The sequence below is a fragment of the Pseudomonas sp. PK-RTE-24 genome (genome assembly GCF_054052265.1).
Genome location: NZ_CM133224.1, coordinates 3,638,790 through 3,655,661, shown reverse-complemented (window position 1 = coordinate 3,655,661; position 16,872 = coordinate 3,638,790). Strand labels below are relative to the sequence as shown.

Below are 16,872 nucleotides of genomic sequence, written 5' to 3'. Positions count from 1 at the left end.
GCAGCTTTCGGCAGCTCCTACGGTCAATACGAAAACAACAACAAAAAGGAAGGTAAACCATGCTTCAATCCCGTCACCTGCTCTCCGGCCTCGGACTGTCCCTGATGATCGCTACCCTTTCCGCCAACGCGGCGGGCCTGACCGCCGAACACAAAGCCTTCGGCAAAACCAATGACGGCACGCCTGTCGAACAGTACATCCTGCGCAACAGCCACGGCATGCAGGCCACCGTGATCACCTACGGCGCGACCCTGCAAGCGCTGAAAGTCGCTGACAAACACGGCAAGTTCGACGACATCGTGTTGGGCTTTGACGATGTGCAGGGCTATCAGAAAGGCACCGCGTACTTCGGCGCGACCATCGGCCGCTTCGGCAATCGCCTGGCCGAAGGTGCTTTCGAACTCGACGGCAAGCGTTATCAAGTGCCGCAGAACGACAAATCCAACGCCCTGCACGGCGGCCCCGAAGGTTTCGACAAGAAAGTCTGGAAGGCCAAAGAGACCAAGGACAAGGATTCGGTGGGCGTAACCCTGACCTACCTGTCGGCCGACGGCGAGATGGGCTTCCCAGGCAATCTGACCACCGAAGTCACCTATCGCTTGACCGACAACAACGAGCTGCGCATCGACTACAAGGCCAGCACCGACAAGCCGACCGTGCTCAACCTGACCAACCATAGCTACTTCAACCTGGCCGGCGCCGGCAATGGCGATATTCTCAAGCAAGTCGCCATGATCAACTCCAGCCATTACACGCCGGTCACCGCCAAACTGATCCCGACCGGGGAGCTGGCGGCTGTCGCCGGCACGCCGATGGACTTCAGCAAACCGACGGCAATCGGCACGCACATCAAGGCTGATCATCCGCAGCTGAAATTCGCCGAGCCGAAACAGGGCGGCTTCGATTTCAACTGGGCGCTGGACACCAAGGGCGATGTCAGCAAGCTCGCCACCGAAGTCAGCGATCCGCAATCCGGACGCGTCCTGCAACTGTTCACCAGCGAGCCGGGCGTGCAGTTCTATACCAGCAACTTCCTCGACGGCACGGTCAAGGGCAAGGGCGGCAAGGTCTATCCACACTGGGGCGCGTTCACCCTCGAGACCCAGCACTACCCGGATTCGCCGAACCAGCCGGACTTCCCGAGCACGCGGCTTGATCCGGGGCAGACTTACGCCCACAGCGTGATCCTCAAGTTCTCCACCAAGTAACCTGCCATGCTCCCCCTGTGGCGAGGGGATTCATCCCCGTTGGGATGCGAAGCAGCCCCAAAAACCTGCAATAGAACGCTGTCTGATACAGCGCGAGTTGCAGGATCGGGGCTGCTTCGCAGCCCAGCGGGGATAAATCCCCTCGCCACGATTGACCGGTTTCATCCTTGACTCCTCCTTCCTTCCGGGAACCCTTGCTCTATCCTGCTGCCCACTAAAGATATCGACTCTTTAAGGCAGGAGGTTTGAATGCGTACTCTTGAATTGGCCGGCGTACAGGTTCCCGTGATTGGTCAGGGCACCTGGCGCATGGGCGAGGATCGTTCGGCGCACAGCCGTGAAGTGGCGGCGCTGCGCACGGGCATCGAGCTCGGCATGACCCTGATCGACACCGCCGAGATGTACGCCGAGGGCGGTGCCGAAACGGTGGTCGGCGAAGCCATCGCCGGTCTGCGCGATCAAGTCTTTCTGGTCAGCAAGGTCTACCCGCACAACGCCAGCCGCGAGGGCATCCCGCAAGCCTGCGAGCGCAGTTTGCGTCGGCTCGGTACCGACTACATCGATCTGTATCTGCTGCACTGGCGCGGTCAGTATCCGCTGGAGGAAACCGTCGAAGCCTTCGAACGCCTGCGCGAGGACGGCAAGATCGGCCGTTGGGGCGTGTCGAATTTCGATGTCGACGACCTCGAAGAACTCTCCAGCTCGGCCTGCGCCACCAATCAGGTGCTGTACAACCTTGAGGAGCGCGGCATCGAATTCGATCTGCTGCCGTGGTGCCAGCATCAGCGCCTGCCGTTGATGGCGTACTGTCCGATCGGCCAGGGCGGCGCGATGCTCGCCGAGCCGGTCCTGCAAGACATTGCCAGCCGTCACAACGCCACCCCGGCGCAGGTTTCGCTGGCGTGGCTCCTGCGCCAGGACGGCGTGATTGCGATTCCCAAGGCTGTGCGCCCGGAGCATGTGCAACTCAATGCCGAGGCGGCGCAGTTGCAACTGGACGCCGGGGATCTGGCGGCGCTGGACAAGGTGTTTCCGGCGCCACAACGCAAGCAGCGACTGGCCATGGTCTGAGCTGCCGACTGCGAGGGCTTCGCCATGAGAAGCACAGATCTGCACGACCCGTACAACCTGCAACGTTTTGTCCAGGCTCAGGACCCGGTGTTCGAACGGGTCCAGCGTGAACTCGAGACGGGCCGCAAGCGCAGCCACTGGATGTGGTTCGTCTTCCCGCAGTTCGCCGGGTTGGGCGGCAGCGAGATGGCCCGGCGCTTTGCCATTGGTTCAGCCGAGGAAGCCCAAGCCTATCTGGCCCACGAGCTGCTCGGGGCGCGGCTGCGCACTTGCACGCAACTGGTGCTGAATGTGCCGCAGCGCTCGATTGCAGACATTTTCGGCCATCCCGATGACCTGAAATTTCATTCTTCGATGACTTTGTTCGCCCAGTTCAGCGCCGAGGACAGCCTGTTACATCAGGCACTGGAGCGGTACTTCCACGGCATTCTCGATGAATGGACGCTGCAATTGCTCGACTCAAAACAGGCCCAGTTGCCCACCGATCAGGGTTGAGAAGTCGTCGTCGACAAACGGCAGAATCGCATCCGCCACCGGTTGCAGCTGCCGAGTGATGTAGTGGTCGTAGTCGATGGCGGCGCGGCGTACCTCCAGCGGCTCCGGGCCGGCCAGGGTGATGACGTAGCTGATCCAGCCGCCGTTCTGATATTGCCGTGGCCGCCCGTGCTCGGCGTTGTATTCGTCGGCCAGCCGCGCCGCGCGGACGTGCGGCGGCACGTTGCGTTCATAATCGTCGAGGGTGCGGCGCAGGCGTTTGCGGTAGATCAGCCGATCGTCGAACTCGCCAGCGAGGGTCTTGCGCACGTAGTCGCGCACGTAATCCTGATACGGCTTGCGCTGAAAAATCCGCTCATACAGCTCTTGCTGAAATTGCCGGGCCAGCAGCGACCAGTCGGTGCGCACGGTTTCCAGGCCCTTGTAGACCATTTCCTCGCTGCCATCGGCGCGGGTGACCAGGCCGGCGTAGCGCTTCTTGCTGCCCTCCTCGGCGCCGCGAATCGTCGGCATCAGGAAGCGCTTGTAGTGAATCTCGAACTGCAATTCCAGCGCGCTTTCCAGCCCGTATTCCTCGCGCACATGGGCGCGCCACCAATCGTTGACGTGCTTGACCAGCGCATGGCCGATCTGCGCTGCTTCTTCCTGGCCGTGCAGACTGCGCAGCCAGACGAAGGTTGAATCGGTGTCGCCGTAAATGACCGCGTGGCCCTGTTCTTCGATCAACTGGCGGGTGCGCAGCATGATTTCGTGGCCGCGCAAAGTGATCGACGAGGCGAGCCGGGTATCGAAAAAACGGCAACCACTGGAGCCGAGCACGCCGTAGAAGGCGTTCATGATCATCTTCAGCGCTTGGGACAGCGGCGCGTTGTGTTCGCGCTTGGCGGTTTCGCGCCCTTCGGCCACCCGCTCCACGATGGACGGCAGGCAATGGCGGGTGCGCGAGAAGCGTGCGCCACGGAAACCTGGTACCGAGTCAGCGTCGTCCGGGTGTTGCAGGCCCTCGATCAAGCCCACCGGGTCGATCAGAAAGGTGCGGATGATCGACGGGTAAAGGCTTTTGTAATCGAGGACCAACACCGATTCGTAAAGCCCCGGGCGTGAATCCATGACAAACCCGCCGGGGCTGGCCTGGGGTGGATTGGTGCCCAGATTGGGTGCAACGAAGCCCTGGCGGTGCATCAACGGCATGTACAAATGGGTGAACGCGGCGACCGAACCGCCGCTGCGGTCGGCCGGCAAACCGGTGACGCTGGCGCGTTCAAGCAAAAACGTCAGCAGTTCGGTCTTGGCGAAGATCCGCGTGACCAGCTCGCAGTCCTTGAGGTTGTATTTGGCCAGCGCCGGTTTGTCCTCGGCGAACATGCGGTTGATCTCGTCCATGCGCTGGTATGGGTTGTTGATCGCCTTGCCTTCGCCGAGCAGGGTCTGCGCGACGTTTTCCAGGCTGAACGAGGGAAAACTCCAGGTCGCCGAACGCAACGACTCGATGCCATCGATGATCAGCCGCCCCGCTGCCGAGGCGAAGTAGTGATTGCGGCTGCCGTGCTCGCGCCACTGCATTTCTTCGCCGCCACGACCGATCTTCAGCGGCACGCCAAGACGCCGTGCGTGTTCATGGAGGATGCGCAAATCGAACTGCACGACGTTCCAGCCAATGATCGCGTCAGGGTCGTGGCGGGCGAACCAGTCGTTGAGCTTCTTCAGAATGAGCGTGCGCGAATCGCAGTATTCAAGGTCGAAATCGACAATGCTGGCGTCGCCGTTCGGCGCGCCGAGCATGTACACCTGGCGCTCGCCACAGCCTTCCAGAGCGATGGAGTACAGTTCGCCGTTTTCGGTGGTTTCGATGTCGAGTGAGACCAGGCGCAGTTTCGGCCGGTAAGTAGGGTCGGGTTTCAGTTGGGCGTTGATCAGTACGCCGTCAGCATCCGGGGTGCCGCCAAACAGCACCGGCGCGGTGATGAAGCGCTCCATCAGATAGCGCTCCGGCGGGCGCACGTCGGCTTCAAAGACGTCGACGCCGGCGCGGTTGAGCGCGGTTTCGAGGCGCATCAACTGGCCGTGCTGCTGGCAATACAGACCGAGCACCGGACGATGCTGGAAATCCAGCAGCGCCAACGGTCGCAGCTCTACATTCTTTTCATCGTGCAGCAGACGCTCGGCCGCTTCCCGCTGGGCGGCGGGAATAAACGCGACCGACGGCTGATGCGCCAGACGCACGCGGCGCGGCCCGGCGTCCGTTGCCAGCCAGAACTCGACTTCGGTGCCGGCCGGCGTATCGCGCCAATGCCGGGTCAGGACGAAGCCCTGCTGTAAATCCACCACTGCGACCTCAACGTTTCAATCAGAACGCCATTCTACGCAGCATTTGTGGCGAGGGGATTTATCCCCGCTGGCCGCGAAGCGGCCCCGCTTTTAATGAAAGGGCCTGCTGCGCAGGCCAGCGGGGATAAATCCCCTCGCCACAGATAAATCCCATCACCACAGATAAATCCCATCGCCACAGATAAATCCTCTGCCAAAGATAATCCCCCTTGTTACAGATAAATCCCCTAGCCACAGACGCTTCATTTACCGATACAAAGAAGTTTTTTCCGGCAAATGGCGTTTTTTGCACGCTAACTGCCGCTTTGCCACCTTGCTCTGCGCGGCTGCGTCTACGATGCTTGATGAACAACGACAACACCTGAGTAACCGCCATGAAGACCGTCGCCCAACTGCTCAAGCTCAAAGATCAGAAAAATCAGGAAGTGCACCAGATCAAACCCGATCACATGGTGCTCGAAGCGCTGATGAAGATGGCCGAGAAAAACGTCGGCGCCTTGCTGGTGGTCGAAGACGACAAAGTGGTCGGCATCATCAGCGAGCGTGACTATGCACGCAAACTGGTGCTGCACGGGCGCTCTTCGGTCGGTACGCCAGTGCGCGACATCATGGTCAAGGACGTGATTACCGTGGATACCCGACAAACCGTCGACACCTGCCTTGGCATCATGTCGGACAAACGCCTGCGCCACCTGCCGGTGGTCGAGGACGGGCAACTGATCGGTTTGCTGTCGATCGGCGACCTGGTGAAAGAGGCAATTGCCGAACAGGCCGAGCTGATCAAACAGCTGGAGCAGTACATTCGCGGCGACTGAGCCCACCGCCGTGATCCCCTTGTGGGAGCGAGCCTGCTCGCGAATGCGCCAGGTCAGTGATGATCGTTCCCACGCTCTGCGTGGGAATGCGCCCGGGACGCTCCGCGTCCCTCTAAAGCCGAACGCGGAGCGTCCGTTGAGGCATTCCCACGCAGAGCGTGGGAACGATCTCGCCTGTCAGGCCGGCCAGTGCCGCTCAAACACCGGTGCCAGCACCGGGTGCCGGTCGATCCTTTGCAGCCACGCATAAAAGCCCGGGCGGGTCTGGCGCAGGTGTTCGCGGCTGCCAGCCCAGCGGCTCACCACGGCCGCCAGCACATCCAGTGCACCGGGCGTTTCATCATCCAGATACAGCTCCCCGGAAAACTGATCGGCAAACACCTCCCAACTGAAGTGCAGGCGCTGGCGCGTGCCGGCGATCAGGTTTTGCCGTGCGCTCTCGTCAGGCGCGCTCAGCCAGCGCTCGGGGTAATCGATGATGCCAACCGCTGCGTAGCAATTGCTGACGATGTAGGCGAGACCGCGAATCGCCTGATCACGATCGGCAGCCTTGCTCGGCAGCAGGCCGGATTTGGGAAACGTCAGGCCCAGGTGAATCAGGATCGCCGCGCTTTCAGTCATGGCGCTGCCGTCCGGCAGTTGCAGGGTCGGTATCTGTTTCAGCGGATTGAGTTTGCCCAGCGCCTCGTCGGCCTCGGCGCTGGCTTCGGTATCAATGAAGCGATAGGCGATCTGGCACAACTCCAGTGCCGCCTCGATGGCAGCCGCGCCGGAATTCTTGTGCCCGTAGAGCTGGTACATGTCCGTTCCCCCAATAAGGCCTTTGCACAGGGTAGATGGCTGGCTGGCATGACGTAGAAAATTCTGCAAATGTGTCGTGATTGGCACGCTTTTCCCATGCACTGCCGACTTGCGAAATCAACCTTCGCCAATCAGCGCTGGCGGTGCCCATCCCGCACCAAGAGCATTCATCGAACGCTATCCGCGTTCTTGTAAGGTGCGACAGCGAACCAAAAGTTCGCCTGTCCGAGCTGGCAACAAGGAGTTCACCCGTGAATCTTCAAATGCTCCGCCGTACGACATACCCGACTTACTCGCAAATCCAGCCCCAAGTTCAGCCGAACCTATTCAGCCTGGCGCGCTTCTCCTTTATTACCTGAAACCCAATGCACACTTTGCGTGCCTGGCGATCGAGCGATCGCCGGGCGCCGAGTGTTATTTATTTTTTAAATACGGCAATTAATAAAAGGCACAACAACAAGATTCTCGAACAATGACTTTCCGTCATTGAAGTTGCACCAAAAGCGCACGCCCGAATGTGATGCAGTTAACCAATACTCCAGAATCAAAATAAGGAACATGTCCTGTGAACCGCTGAATGACTGACCTGCACCAAATCGATTCGCTACGCACCGATAGGTGCTAAGCCTGATCACCGAGCAGCCGCTCTATCCCGCCGATCGGCGTGATACAGCGTTCCCTCTGACTCGCTCTGGAAAAAGCCCTTCTGCGAGGACTTGAGGACCACTTCGCGCCGAATAAACAGCGGGCGAACTTGAAACTTATATAAATGCGACATGAGCAATGCCGAAGATATGCGCTCAACCGGTTTCAGCAACATCTGGCACACCTGTTGCAAACTGTAACAAACCTGAGACAGCTCACGTCTCCACACAACAACAAGCCACGGAATGGATAATGAACAATCGATATAGATGCTACTAAACCAATAAGTTTGTTCGAGGCCGTTTAAACAGATAGTCCAACTATCGGCTCGCGTACACCTTGAAGAAAGTTGCACCCACTCACTCGAACATCAGCCATATGTTCGGACGGCACCTTATTGCCCTTCATCTGACCCGAGGGAGCTTTAATGAACGATGCGGTAAAGCACAAAACCCTGCCGGGGCCGTTGCAGCAAGCGCCGGTCCCGCCGCCCCCGGGCAGGCCGGCGTTTACAGCCAACACGTCACGACCCGGCGGGTTGAACAAACCACAGTTGCTCTTGCTGATCGCCGTGTCGGCGCTGATACACGGCGGCGCGTGGTGGTTCTTCCATCAGGCGCGGCCGGAGCCACTGCCGACGCCGCCGGAAATTCCGGAAATGACCGTCGAGTTGACCAGCCCGACGCCTCCGGCCCCACCGACACCGGAACCACCACCGCCGCCCCCGCCTCCACCGCCGCCGGAACCCGAGCAGCCGGTGGAAGACGAGGACGCGGTCAAGCCGCCGCCCAAACCGGTGGAGAAGCCCAAGCCAATCGAAAAACCAAAACCGGTCGAGAAACCCAAACCGGTGAAGAAAGTCGAGCCACCGAAAGCGCCGCCGGCCCCGGCGCAACCTGCCGCACCTGCGGCGCCGACGACACCGAGCGCACCACCGGCACCCCCTGCTGCGCCCGCTCCGGTCAAGGAGTCGGCAGCGATTTCCGGCCTGGCCAGCCTTGGCAACCCGCCGCCGGAATACCCGTCGCTGGCGCTGCGCCGCAATTGGGAAGGCAGCGTGGTGCTGCGCATTCAGGTGCTGGCCAACGGCCGTGCCGGTGCGGTGACGGTGACCAAGTCCAGCGGCAAGCCGCAACTGGATGAGGCGGCCGTCGCGGCGGTGAAGAACTGGAAGTTCATTCCGGCCAAGCGCGGTGACACGCCGATCGACGGCTTCGCCACCCAGACCATCGATTTCAAATTGCCGCAATGACGGCACAACCGACTCATTACTGATTAACGCAAGCGAGGTGTAGCCATGAACGATTCACTGTCTTCGATGATTGTCCCCGGTGTGCTCTGGGGTCTGGTGCTGTTTTCCGTGGTCAGTTGGGCGATCCTGCTGGTCAAGTCGGCCCAGTACCTGCGCCAGAAAGCGCAGAACAAGCAGTTCGCCAAAGCCTTCTGGAGCGCGCCGGACCTGCTCACCGCCGCCGAACACGCCAGCCAGTATCCGGGCTCGCTGGCGCGCATCGCCAGCAGCGGTTTCGAAGCCCTGCTGGTGGAAGATTCGCCGCGTACCACGCAGCAACTGGCGCACACCATCAACCGTTCCGATCGCTTGGAACGCAACCTGCGCCAGCAGATCCAGAAGGAACGTCGCTCGCTGGAAAACGGCCAGGCGATCCTCGCCAGTATCGGCAGCACCGCGCCGTTCATTGGTTTGTTCGGCACCGTGTGGGGAATCATGGAAGCCCTGCAAAGCATCGGCGAAACCGGCTCGGCCAGCCTTGAGGCGGTCGCCGGGCCTATCGGCCACGCGCTGATCGCCACTGGCGTGGGCATCGCCGTCGCGGTGCCGGCGGTGCTGATCTACAACTTCTTCCTGCGTCGGCTGAAACTGGCCTCAGCGGACATGGACGACTTCGCCCACGACTTCGACGCCCTCGCCTCGCGCAGTGCCTTTTCCATCAGCCGCCAGGCCATTGCCAGCAAAAGCACCACCGCCGTGCGGGAGGCTAGCTGATGTCGTTTTCCACTCAAGACAGCGATGAAGTGCTCAGCGAAATGAACGTCACGCCGCTGGTCGACGTGATGCTCGTGCTGCTGGTGGTGTTCATTGTCACCGCGCCGCTAATGACCAACGCGATCAAGGTCAACCTGCCGAAAACCGACGCCGTCGCCCCTGCCGAAAAGAAAGACCCGGTGGTGGTCAGCGTCGATCAGAACGGCAAGTTCTATCTGGCCAAGACCGAACTGGCCCCGGAATCCCTCGAGGCCAATCTAAAGGAGGTCAAGGCCAAGGACGCCGACGTGCGCGTGCAGTTGCAGGCCGATGCCGCCGTCAATTACGGCCAGGTGGCCAAGGCGATGGCATCGATCGAACGCTCCGGCATCAGCAAGATTTCGGTGATGACCACCCACTGAGTGCGGTGCCGGATGGGTGTTGAAACACCCGCCCGGCGCCGCTGAAAAAAAGAAATCCCGTCGCACCCGGCCGACCGAAAAAACGCCCCGCGTCTTCGGAGGGGATCGGCTTGCTTGAAGAAAGTGGTTTTCCGCGCGCGGTATCACCGGAAGCGGAGCAATGAGCGGCTCACAAGGCCAATTCGATAACGTCTGAAAATCGGAAACAACCATGCTGATGAACACTCCACGCTTCACGCTCAAACCTTTGGTGGCAACGATGTCTCGCCACCGTTTTGTTCCGCTGTATCTGGTGGCCATGGGGATGGGCGCCGGAACCGTGCAAGCGGCCGAGGACGACAACAGTGCCACGCCGGCAGCTGCTGTCGTGGCGGCGCCGACCACGCAACTGCAACGGGTCGAAGTGACCGGTTCGGCGATTCGCCGGGTCGATGCGGAAACGGCGGTGCCGATCACCATCCTCAAGGCTGACGAGCTGCGCAAACAGGGCGTGACCACCACCGCCGAACTGGTGCAGCGCATCACCGGCAGCCAGTCGATCAACAACAGCGCCGGCTCTGTCGGCGCGGCAACGGGCGGTGCGTCGTTTGCCGACATGCGCGGCATCGGCGCGAACAAAACGCTGGTGCTGCTCAACGGTCGACGCCTGGCCAACAATGCCTTGTCCGGCACCAACTCCGCCGGCGGCGCGGTGGATCTGAACATGATCCCGTTCGCCGCCATCGAGCGCGTGGAAGTGCTGCGCGACGGCGCCTCGGCCCTGTACGGCACCGACGCCATCGGCGGTGTGATCAACTTCATCACCAAAAAATCTCTCACCGATGGCGCCCTGACCCTGGGCGGCGAAACGCCGACCCACAGCGGTGGCGGCGCGACCAAAGACATGAGCGCCAGTTGGGGCTACGGCGATCTGGAAGAAGACCGCTTCAACGTCCTCGGCGTGTTCAACTACAACAAGCAGCAGAACCTCGACGCCAACGACCGCTCCTTCGCCACCGACTATGCGCCCGGTCGCGGTCTCGATCAGACTTCCGGCACCGCGTTCCCCGGCAACTACAGCCAGAACGGCAACGCCACCAACCCGTTGGCCAACAGCAATTGCAACGGCCCCAACCTGATCGCCCGCGACGGCTTGTGCCGCTTCAGCACCCGTGAATACATCGATCTGGTGCCACAGACCGAGAAGACCTCGTTCTTCGGCAAGACCACTGCCAAGCTCGGCGATGATCACAACGCCAACCTTGAATATTTCTGGTCGCGCAACAACAACGCCGTCGCCGTCGGCCCGGCGCCACTGACCGGTCTGAGCCTTGACGCTTCGTCGCCCTACTACCCCGGCAATGGCATCACCCCGGCGCCCACCGATTTCGCCCTCGACCCGACGCAGCCGGTCGATGTGAACTGGCGTGAAACCGCTGCCGGCCCGCGTGAATCGAAAGACCAGAACACCAGCCAGCGCTTTCTGCTGAGCTTCGATGGTCTGGTTGGCGGCTGGGATTACAACGTCGGCGCCTCGTACAACCAGAACAAAATCGTCTCCAGCGTCACCAGTGGCTATGTCAGCGATCAGGCGATGATTGACGGGCTGGCCAGCGGTTTGCTCAACCCGTTCGGCCCGCAGACCGCTGCCGGCCAGCAGTACATCGATGCCGCCGCGTACCACGGCGCCTACTCCACAGCCGTGGGTCGCGTGGCCGGGTTCGATGGTCGCGTCAGCCGTGAAATCGGCGACTGGTTCGGCGCAGGTCCGTCCGGTCTGGCTCTGGGCGGCGAGTACCGCAAGGAGAAATTCCATCAGGACTTCGAGTCGTTCGCCGGCGACATCCAGAGCCTCGGCATCGACCCGGCCGGCAGCGTCGAGGGCGACCGCAGCGTCAAGGCCGCCTATGCCGAACTCAACGTGCCGGTGCTCGACAGCCTCGAACTGTCCGCCGCTGTGCGCCACGACAAATACAGCGACTTCGGCAGCACCACCAACCCGAAATATTCGTTCCGTTATCAGCCGATCAAAGAGCTGGTGGTGCGTGGTGCCTACAGCGAAGGTTTCCGCGCGCCATCGCTGTACGAGCTGTATTCGCCGCGCAGCATCACGTTCACTCAGGGTTACTACAACGACCCGGTGCTGTGTACCGGCGGTGTGGTGCAACCGGGCGGTAACGGCGGGCGCGATTGCGGTCAGCAATTCCTCAACCAGATTGGCGGCAACGAGGATCTGGCCCCGGAGAAGGCGCGCAACGTGACGTTGGGCTTCGTCTACCAGCCGATCAGCAATCTGTCGGTGGGTCTGGATTTCTGGTGGATTCACATCTCCAACCAGATCCAGCCGTTCCCGGAATCCACCGTGTTCGATCAGGCCGGCTCCTATCCGGACCGCTTCGTGCGCAACGCCGACGGCACGCTCAACTACATCGTCACCGGCAACGCCAACCTCGGCGTCGTCGAGACCAATGGTGTCGACGTGTCGCTCGACTATCGCTTCCCGAACACGCCATACGGTCAGTTCGGCCTCGGCCTGCAAGGCACCTATGTCGACGAGTACGACTTCCAGAGCACCATCAAAGGCCCGTTCACCGACAAGGTCGGCGACTTTCAGGGCGACGGCGTGATCGCGCGCTGGAAGCACAACCTCACCGGCAGCTGGAGCTTCGGCGCGGCACGGGCGGCGCTGACCAACCGCTTCACCACCGGTTACAACGACTATGACCGCGACACTCATTCGCGCGTGGCCTCGTATTCGGTGTGGGATCTGTCGGCCGGTTACACCTTCAACAAGGTACTCGACGTTGATGCCGGGATGAAGAATGTGTTCGACCGCAACCCGCCGTTCTCCAACCAGGCCTACAACTTCCAGAGCGGCTATGACCCGCGCTACACCGACCCGCTGGGCCGGACATTGTTTGCGCGCATGACTTACCACTTCTAACCCGAGATAAAGCGCATCCCCCTGTGGGAGCGAGCCTTTGTGGTGAGGGGATTTATCCCCGATGGGGTGCGAAGCGCCCCCAAGACCTGCCGACGCGGAGAATCAGAAGTACCGCATGCATTGATCTTGCGACTGCTGCGCAGCCGATCGGGGATAAATCCCCTCGCCACAAAAGCTCGCCTCACATCGGGTCCGGGTTCCTTCAGGGATTTCAAGGGTGACTTCATGAGTTTCTTGCGCAACATGGCTGGCCTGCTTTTGGGCAGTGCGCTGTTATGCTCCGGCACTTCGGCACTGGCCGCTGGCAGTCACGCGCTGACGGTGTACGGCGAGGCGCCGAAGTATCCGGCCGGCTTCAAGCATTTCGATTTTGTTAACCCCGAAGCTCCCAAGGGCGGTTCGCTCAGCCGTGCGTCGATGGAGATCGGTCAGTACAACTACATCACGCCGTATGCCGATCAGGGCATTTCGGTGGTGCAGGTCAATGACTGGGTATACGCGCCGCTGGCGTTCCGCTCGCTGGACGAGCCCTACACGGTTTACGCTCTGGTCGCGCAGCAGATCGAGCGCGACCCCGAGGGCTTGTGGGTGCGTTTCACCCTCAACCCAAAGGCACGTTTTGCCGACGGCACGCCGATCACCGCCGAAGACGTGCGCTACACCTTCAACCTGCTGATGACCAAGGGCAGCCTGAGTTATCGCCAGCAATATACCGACGTGCAAGACGTGCTGGTCGAAGGTCCACGGCAGGTCCGTTTCACCTTCAAGAACAACCTCAATCGCACCCTTGCACTGGATCTGGCGACGCTGCGCGTGCTGCCCGAGCACTGGTGGAAAACCCGCGACTTCGCCAACGGCGGCGGCTTCGAGCCACCGCTGGGCAGCGGGCCGTACCGGGTGAGCAAGGTCGACGCCGGGCGCAGCATCAGTTTCCAGCGTGACCCGGACTGGTGGGGCAAGGACCTGCCGGTCAGTCGCGGCATGTACAACTTCGACAGCCTGACGGTGAATTTCTACGGCGACACCGACGTCGCTCGCCAACTGCTGCAGGCCGGCGCGTTCGACTACAACCGCGAGTTCTCCTCCTCTGGTTACGTGGTCGGCTATGACAGCCCGGCACTGCGTGACGGCCGCTTGCAGCAGTCGATCCTCGCTCCGGACAAACCCACCGCTGCTCAGGGCTTCGTGTTCAACCTGCAGAACCCGTTCTTCAAGGATCGCCGCGTGCGTCAGGCGATCAGCCTGCTCTGGGATTTCGAGTGGACCAACAAACAGATGATGCGCGGCTTCTACGTGCGTCAGAACAGCTTCTGGCCCAAGAGTGAAATGGCCGCCAGCGCCCTGCCCGATGCCGAGGAATTGAAGATCCTCGAACCGCTGCGCGGCAAGGTCCCTGACGAGGTGTTCACCACGGTCTATGAAGCGCCGAAAACCGATGGCAGCGGCTACATCCGCGACAAGCAACTGCAAGCGCTGAAGCTGCTCGCCGAAGCCGGTTGGACGGCGAAAAACAATCGTCTGGTCAACGCCGCCGGCGAGCCGCTGGAATTCACCTTTCTCGATGGCCAGGGCGGCTTCGATCGCATGCTGCTGCCGTTCAAACGCACCCTCGCGCAGATCGGCATCACGCTCAATCTGCGCCGCATCGATTCGGCGCAATACATCAACCGTCTCAACGCCCGCGATTACGACATGATCGTCTGCGCTTTCCCGCGCAGTGGCGATCCGATCGTGTCCCCGGGCCGCGAGTTGTACAGCCTGTACGGCTCGCAAAGTGCCACGCAAGTCGGCAGCTCGAACGCGATGGTGCTGGCCGATCCGGCAATCGATCAACTGATTGACGGGCTGGTCCAGGCCAACAACCGCGAAGCCATGGTGCATTACGCCCGCGCCCTCGACCGGGTGCTGCAATGGGGTTACTACATGATTCCCAACTACTACTCCAAAGGCACGCCGACGGTGTATCAGAACCGCTTCGGCATACCCGCCGTGCAACCTTCGTATGACGAAGGTCTCAACACCTGGTGGGAAGTCTCGGCCAGGCCGCTGACGACTCAGCAAATGAGCGCTCAGCTTGCGGGAGGCCAGTGACATGCTGCGTTATCTGAGTCGCCGTTTGCTGCTGATCATCCCCACGCTGTTGTGCATTCTGGTGGTGAATTTTCTTATCGTGCAGGCCGCACCCGGTGGCCCGGTGGAACAAGCCATCGCTCGCCTGCAAGGCTTTGGCGGGCACAGCATGGGCGGTGGCGGCGAAGTCGCGGCGGTCGGCGGTGCCGGGCGCAGCAGCCGTGGGCTGGACCCGGCGCTGATCGAGGAAATCAAACACCATTACGGCTTCGACAAACCGCTGCACGAACGCCTGTGGCTGCTGCTGAAAAACTACGCACAACTGGATCTGGGCAACAGCTTCTTTCGCGGCGCCAAGGTCACCGACCTGATCGTGCAGAAGCTGCCGGTGTCGTTGTCGCTGGGCTTGTGGGCGACGCTGATCACCTACCTGATTTCGATTCCGCTGGGCATTCGCAAGGCGATCAGGAACGGCAGCGCCTTCGATGTCTGGAGCAGCACCGCGATCATCGTTGGCTATGCCATGCCAGCGTTTCTCTTCGCCATTCTGTTGATCGTGGTGTTCGCCGGGGGCAGCTACGTCAACTGGTTTCCGGTGCAGGGATTGGTGTCGGACAACTTCGACAGCCTCAGCACATTGGGCAAGGTCGGCGACTACCTCTGGCACCTCGTACTGCCGGTCACGGCGCTGGTGATCGGCGGCTTCGCCACGCTGACGATCCTGACCAAGAACAGCTTTCTCAACGAGATCAGCCGGCAGTACGTGATCACCGCACGAGCCAAGGGCCTGACCGAGCGGCGCGTGCTGTACGGCCACGTGTTTCGCAACGCCATGCTGCTGGTGGTGGCCGGCGTGCCGTCGGCACTGATCGAAGTGTTTTTCGCCGGTTCCCTGCTGATCGAAACCATCTTCAACCTCGACGGCCTCGGGCGCATGAGCTACGAAGCGGCGGTGTCGCGTGACTATCCGGTGGTGTTCGGCGCGCTGTTTCTGTTCACCCTGTTCGGCCTGCTGATCAAGCTGATCGGCGACCTCTGCTACACCCTGCTCGACCCGCGCATCGATTTTTCGGCGAGGACTGCCTGATGTTCACACTGTCGCCTCTGGGCCAGCGCCGCGTCGCGCAATTCAAGGCCAACCGCCGTGGGCGCTGGTCGCTGTGGCTGTTTATCGGCCTGTGCCTGATCTGCCTCGGTGGCGAGCTGATCGCCAATGACAAGCCGCTGGTGATCCGCTACCACGACGCCTTCTACTTTCCGATCTTCAGCGATTATCTGGAAACCGATTTCGGCGGCGAGTTGCCGTTCCAGCCGGATTACGCCAGCAGCTATGTGCACAAACTGATCGAGGGTCAGGGCGGCTGGATGTTGTTTCCGCCGATCCCGTTCAGTTACGACACGGTCAACTACGACCTCACCGAACCGGCGCCCAGCCCGCCGTCATCAAGCAATTGGCTGGGCACCGATGATCAGGCTCGCGATGTTCTGGCGCGGGTGATTTTCGGCACGCGGATCTCGATTCTGTTCGCGCTGATCCTCACCGCCATCAGCGCGTTGATCGGCATTCTCGCCGGGGCTTTACAGGGTTATTACGGCGGCTGGGTCGACTTGCTCGGGCAGCGCGTACTGGAAATCTGGTCGGGGCTGCCGGTGCTGTATCTGCTGATCATTCTGTCCGGCTTCGTCTCGCCGAGTTTCTGGTGGCTGCTGGGGATCATGGCGCTGTTTTCCTGGCTGGCGCTGGTCGACGTGGTGCGCGCCGAGTTCCTGCGGGGGCGCAATCTCGAATACGTGAAAGCCGCGCGCGCGCTGGGCCTGACCGACAGCGAACTGATGCGCCGGCACATTCTGCCCAACGCCATGACTTCCACCCTCACCTACCTGCCGTTCATTCTCACCGGCGCCATCGCCACCCTGACCGCGCTGGATTTCCTCGGCTTCGGCATGCCCGCCGGCACCGCATCGCTGGGTGAACTGATCGGCCAGGCCAAACGCAATCTGCAGGCACCGTGGCTGGGGCTGACGGCGTTTTTTGCCCTGGCGTTGATCTTGTCTTTGTTGGTTTTCATCGGTGAAGCGTGCCGAGATGCCTTTGATCCGAGGAGCTGAC

The 16,872-nt window shown here is 61.2% G+C and carries 14 protein-coding genes; 11 read left to right on the top strand and 3 right to left on the bottom strand.

Annotated elements, in window-relative coordinates:
• Window positions 1–59 precede the first annotated feature (59 nt).
• The 3 genes from ACV8MC_RS16500 to ACV8MC_RS16490 all read left to right on the top strand — a co-directional run bounded on the left by ACV8MC_RS16500 (window position 60) and on the right by ACV8MC_RS16490 (window position 2,774).
• Entirely contained in the window at window positions 60–1,208 is a 1,149-nt protein-coding gene (locus ACV8MC_RS16500) for an aldose epimerase family protein (RefSeq protein ID WP_056788705.1), read from the top strand.
• A gap of 249 nt (window positions 1,209–1,457) precedes the next feature.
• Complete coding sequence (locus ACV8MC_RS16495; protein ID WP_256809067.1) at window positions 1,458–2,279, top strand: aldo/keto reductase; 822 nt, start codon at window positions 1,458–1,460, stop codon at window positions 2,277–2,279.
• Between the two features lie 24 nt (window positions 2,280–2,303).
• Entirely contained in the window at window positions 2,304–2,774 is a 471-nt protein-coding gene (locus tag ACV8MC_RS16490) for a DUF1810 domain-containing protein (protein ID WP_457262660.1), read from the top strand.
• On the opposite strand, the gene ACV8MC_RS16485 is transcribed toward ACV8MC_RS16490, so the two are convergent.
• Entirely contained in the window at window positions 2,739–5,099 is a 2,361-nt protein-coding gene (locus tag ACV8MC_RS16485; protein ID WP_457262659.1) for a DNA polymerase II, read from the bottom strand. The two genes, ACV8MC_RS16490 and ACV8MC_RS16485, sit on opposite strands and share 36 nt — an antisense overlap.
• Window positions 5,100–5,160: 61 nt before the next feature.
• A complete protein-coding gene (locus ACV8MC_RS16480) occupies window positions 5,161–5,454 on the bottom strand; it encodes a hypothetical protein (protein WP_457262657.1) in 294 nt (97 codons plus the stop codon).
• Between the two features lie 22 nt (window positions 5,455–5,476).
• Between ACV8MC_RS16480 and ACV8MC_RS16475 the strand changes: the two genes are divergently transcribed.
• Window positions 5,477–5,917 carry a CBS domain-containing protein gene (locus ACV8MC_RS16475; protein WP_041477195.1) on the top strand — a complete coding sequence of 147 codons (441 nt, stop codon included), beginning with the start codon at window positions 5,477–5,479 and terminating at the stop codon, window positions 5,915–5,917.
• Between the two features lie 177 nt (window positions 5,918–6,094).
• Here the strand turns inward: ACV8MC_RS16475 and ACV8MC_RS16470 are convergent, their stop codons facing one another.
• Window positions 6,095–6,718 carry a glutathione S-transferase N-terminal domain-containing protein gene (locus ACV8MC_RS16470; RefSeq protein ID WP_125918118.1) on the bottom strand — a complete coding sequence of 208 codons (624 nt, stop codon included), beginning with the start codon at window positions 6,716–6,718 and terminating at the stop codon, window positions 6,095–6,097.
• Window positions 6,719–7,790: 1,072 nt separating this feature from the next.
• On the opposite strand from ACV8MC_RS16470, the gene ACV8MC_RS16465 reads away from it, so the two are divergent.
• From ACV8MC_RS16465 to ACV8MC_RS16435, 7 genes are all read left to right on the top strand, one after another.
• Window positions 7,791–8,615, top strand: a complete 825-nt coding sequence (locus ACV8MC_RS16465) for a TonB family protein (RefSeq protein WP_353188410.1) — start codon at window positions 7,791–7,793, stop codon at window positions 8,613–8,615.
• 45 nt (window positions 8,616–8,660) lie between these two features.
• Window positions 8,661–9,368 (top strand): MotA/TolQ/ExbB proton channel family protein, encoded by a 708-nt coding sequence (locus ACV8MC_RS16460; protein ID WP_041477200.1) that lies wholly within the window; start codon window positions 8,661–8,663, stop codon window positions 9,366–9,368.
• Complete coding sequence (locus tag ACV8MC_RS16455) at window positions 9,368–9,769, top strand: ExbD/TolR family protein (RefSeq protein ID WP_095182129.1); 402 nt, start codon at window positions 9,368–9,370, stop codon at window positions 9,767–9,769. The genes ACV8MC_RS16460 and ACV8MC_RS16455 overlap by 1 nt, the downstream gene beginning before the upstream one ends.
• Window positions 9,770–9,980: 211 nt before the next feature.
• Complete coding sequence (locus tag ACV8MC_RS16450) at window positions 9,981–12,692, top strand: TonB-dependent receptor (protein WP_457262653.1); 2,712 nt, start codon at window positions 9,981–9,983, stop codon at window positions 12,690–12,692.
• 225 nt (window positions 12,693–12,917) lie between these two features.
• Entirely contained in the window at window positions 12,918–14,783 is a 1,866-nt protein-coding gene (locus ACV8MC_RS16445; RefSeq protein WP_457262651.1) for an extracellular solute-binding protein, read from the top strand.
• A gap of 1 nt (window position 14,784) precedes the next feature.
• Window positions 14,785–15,849 (top strand): microcin C ABC transporter permease YejB, encoded by a 1,065-nt coding sequence (locus ACV8MC_RS16440; protein ID WP_056788670.1) that lies wholly within the window; start codon window positions 14,785–14,787, stop codon window positions 15,847–15,849.
• On the top strand, window positions 15,849–16,871 hold the full coding sequence (locus ACV8MC_RS16435) for an ABC transporter permease (protein ID WP_457262649.1): 1,023 nt from the start codon (window positions 15,849–15,851) through the stop codon (window positions 16,869–16,871). Before ACV8MC_RS16440 ends, ACV8MC_RS16435 begins: the two co-directional genes overlap by 1 nt.
• The last annotated feature ends 1 nt before the right edge of the window (window position 16,872 follow it).

Excerpts from the sequence above, each read along its gene's own strand:
- ACV8MC_RS16500 (WP_056788705.1), top strand. The coding sequence starts at position 60 with ATGCTTCAATCCCGTCACCTGCTCTCCGGCCTCGGACTGTCCCTGATG.
- ACV8MC_RS16495 (WP_256809067.1), top strand. The coding sequence starts at position 1,458 with ATGCGTACTCTTGAATTGGCCGGCGTACAGGTTCCCGTGATTGGTCAG.
- ACV8MC_RS16490 (WP_457262660.1), top strand. The coding sequence starts at position 2,304 with ATGAGAAGCACAGATCTGCACGACCCGTACAACCTGCAACGTTTTGTC.
- ACV8MC_RS16475 (WP_041477195.1), top strand. The coding sequence starts at position 5,477 with ATGAAGACCGTCGCCCAACTGCTCAAGCTCAAAGATCAGAAAAATCAG.
- ACV8MC_RS16470 (WP_125918118.1), bottom strand. The coding sequence starts at position 6,718 with ATGTACCAGCTCTACGGGCACAAGAATTCCGGCGCGGCTGCCATCGAG.
- ACV8MC_RS16465 (WP_353188410.1), top strand. The coding sequence starts at position 7,791 with ATGAACGATGCGGTAAAGCACAAAACCCTGCCGGGGCCGTTGCAGCAA.
- ACV8MC_RS16460 (WP_041477200.1), top strand. The coding sequence starts at position 8,661 with ATGAACGATTCACTGTCTTCGATGATTGTCCCCGGTGTGCTCTGGGGT.
- ACV8MC_RS16455 (WP_095182129.1), top strand. The coding sequence starts at position 9,368 with ATGTCGTTTTCCACTCAAGACAGCGATGAAGTGCTCAGCGAAATGAAC.
- ACV8MC_RS16450 (WP_457262653.1), top strand. The coding sequence starts at position 9,981 with ATGCTGATGAACACTCCACGCTTCACGCTCAAACCTTTGGTGGCAACG.
- ACV8MC_RS16445 (WP_457262651.1), top strand. The coding sequence starts at position 12,918 with ATGAGTTTCTTGCGCAACATGGCTGGCCTGCTTTTGGGCAGTGCGCTG.
- ACV8MC_RS16440 (WP_056788670.1), top strand. The coding sequence starts at position 14,785 with ATGCTGCGTTATCTGAGTCGCCGTTTGCTGCTGATCATCCCCACGCTG.
- ACV8MC_RS16435 (WP_457262649.1), top strand. The coding sequence starts at position 15,849 with ATGTTCACACTGTCGCCTCTGGGCCAGCGCCGCGTCGCGCAATTCAAG.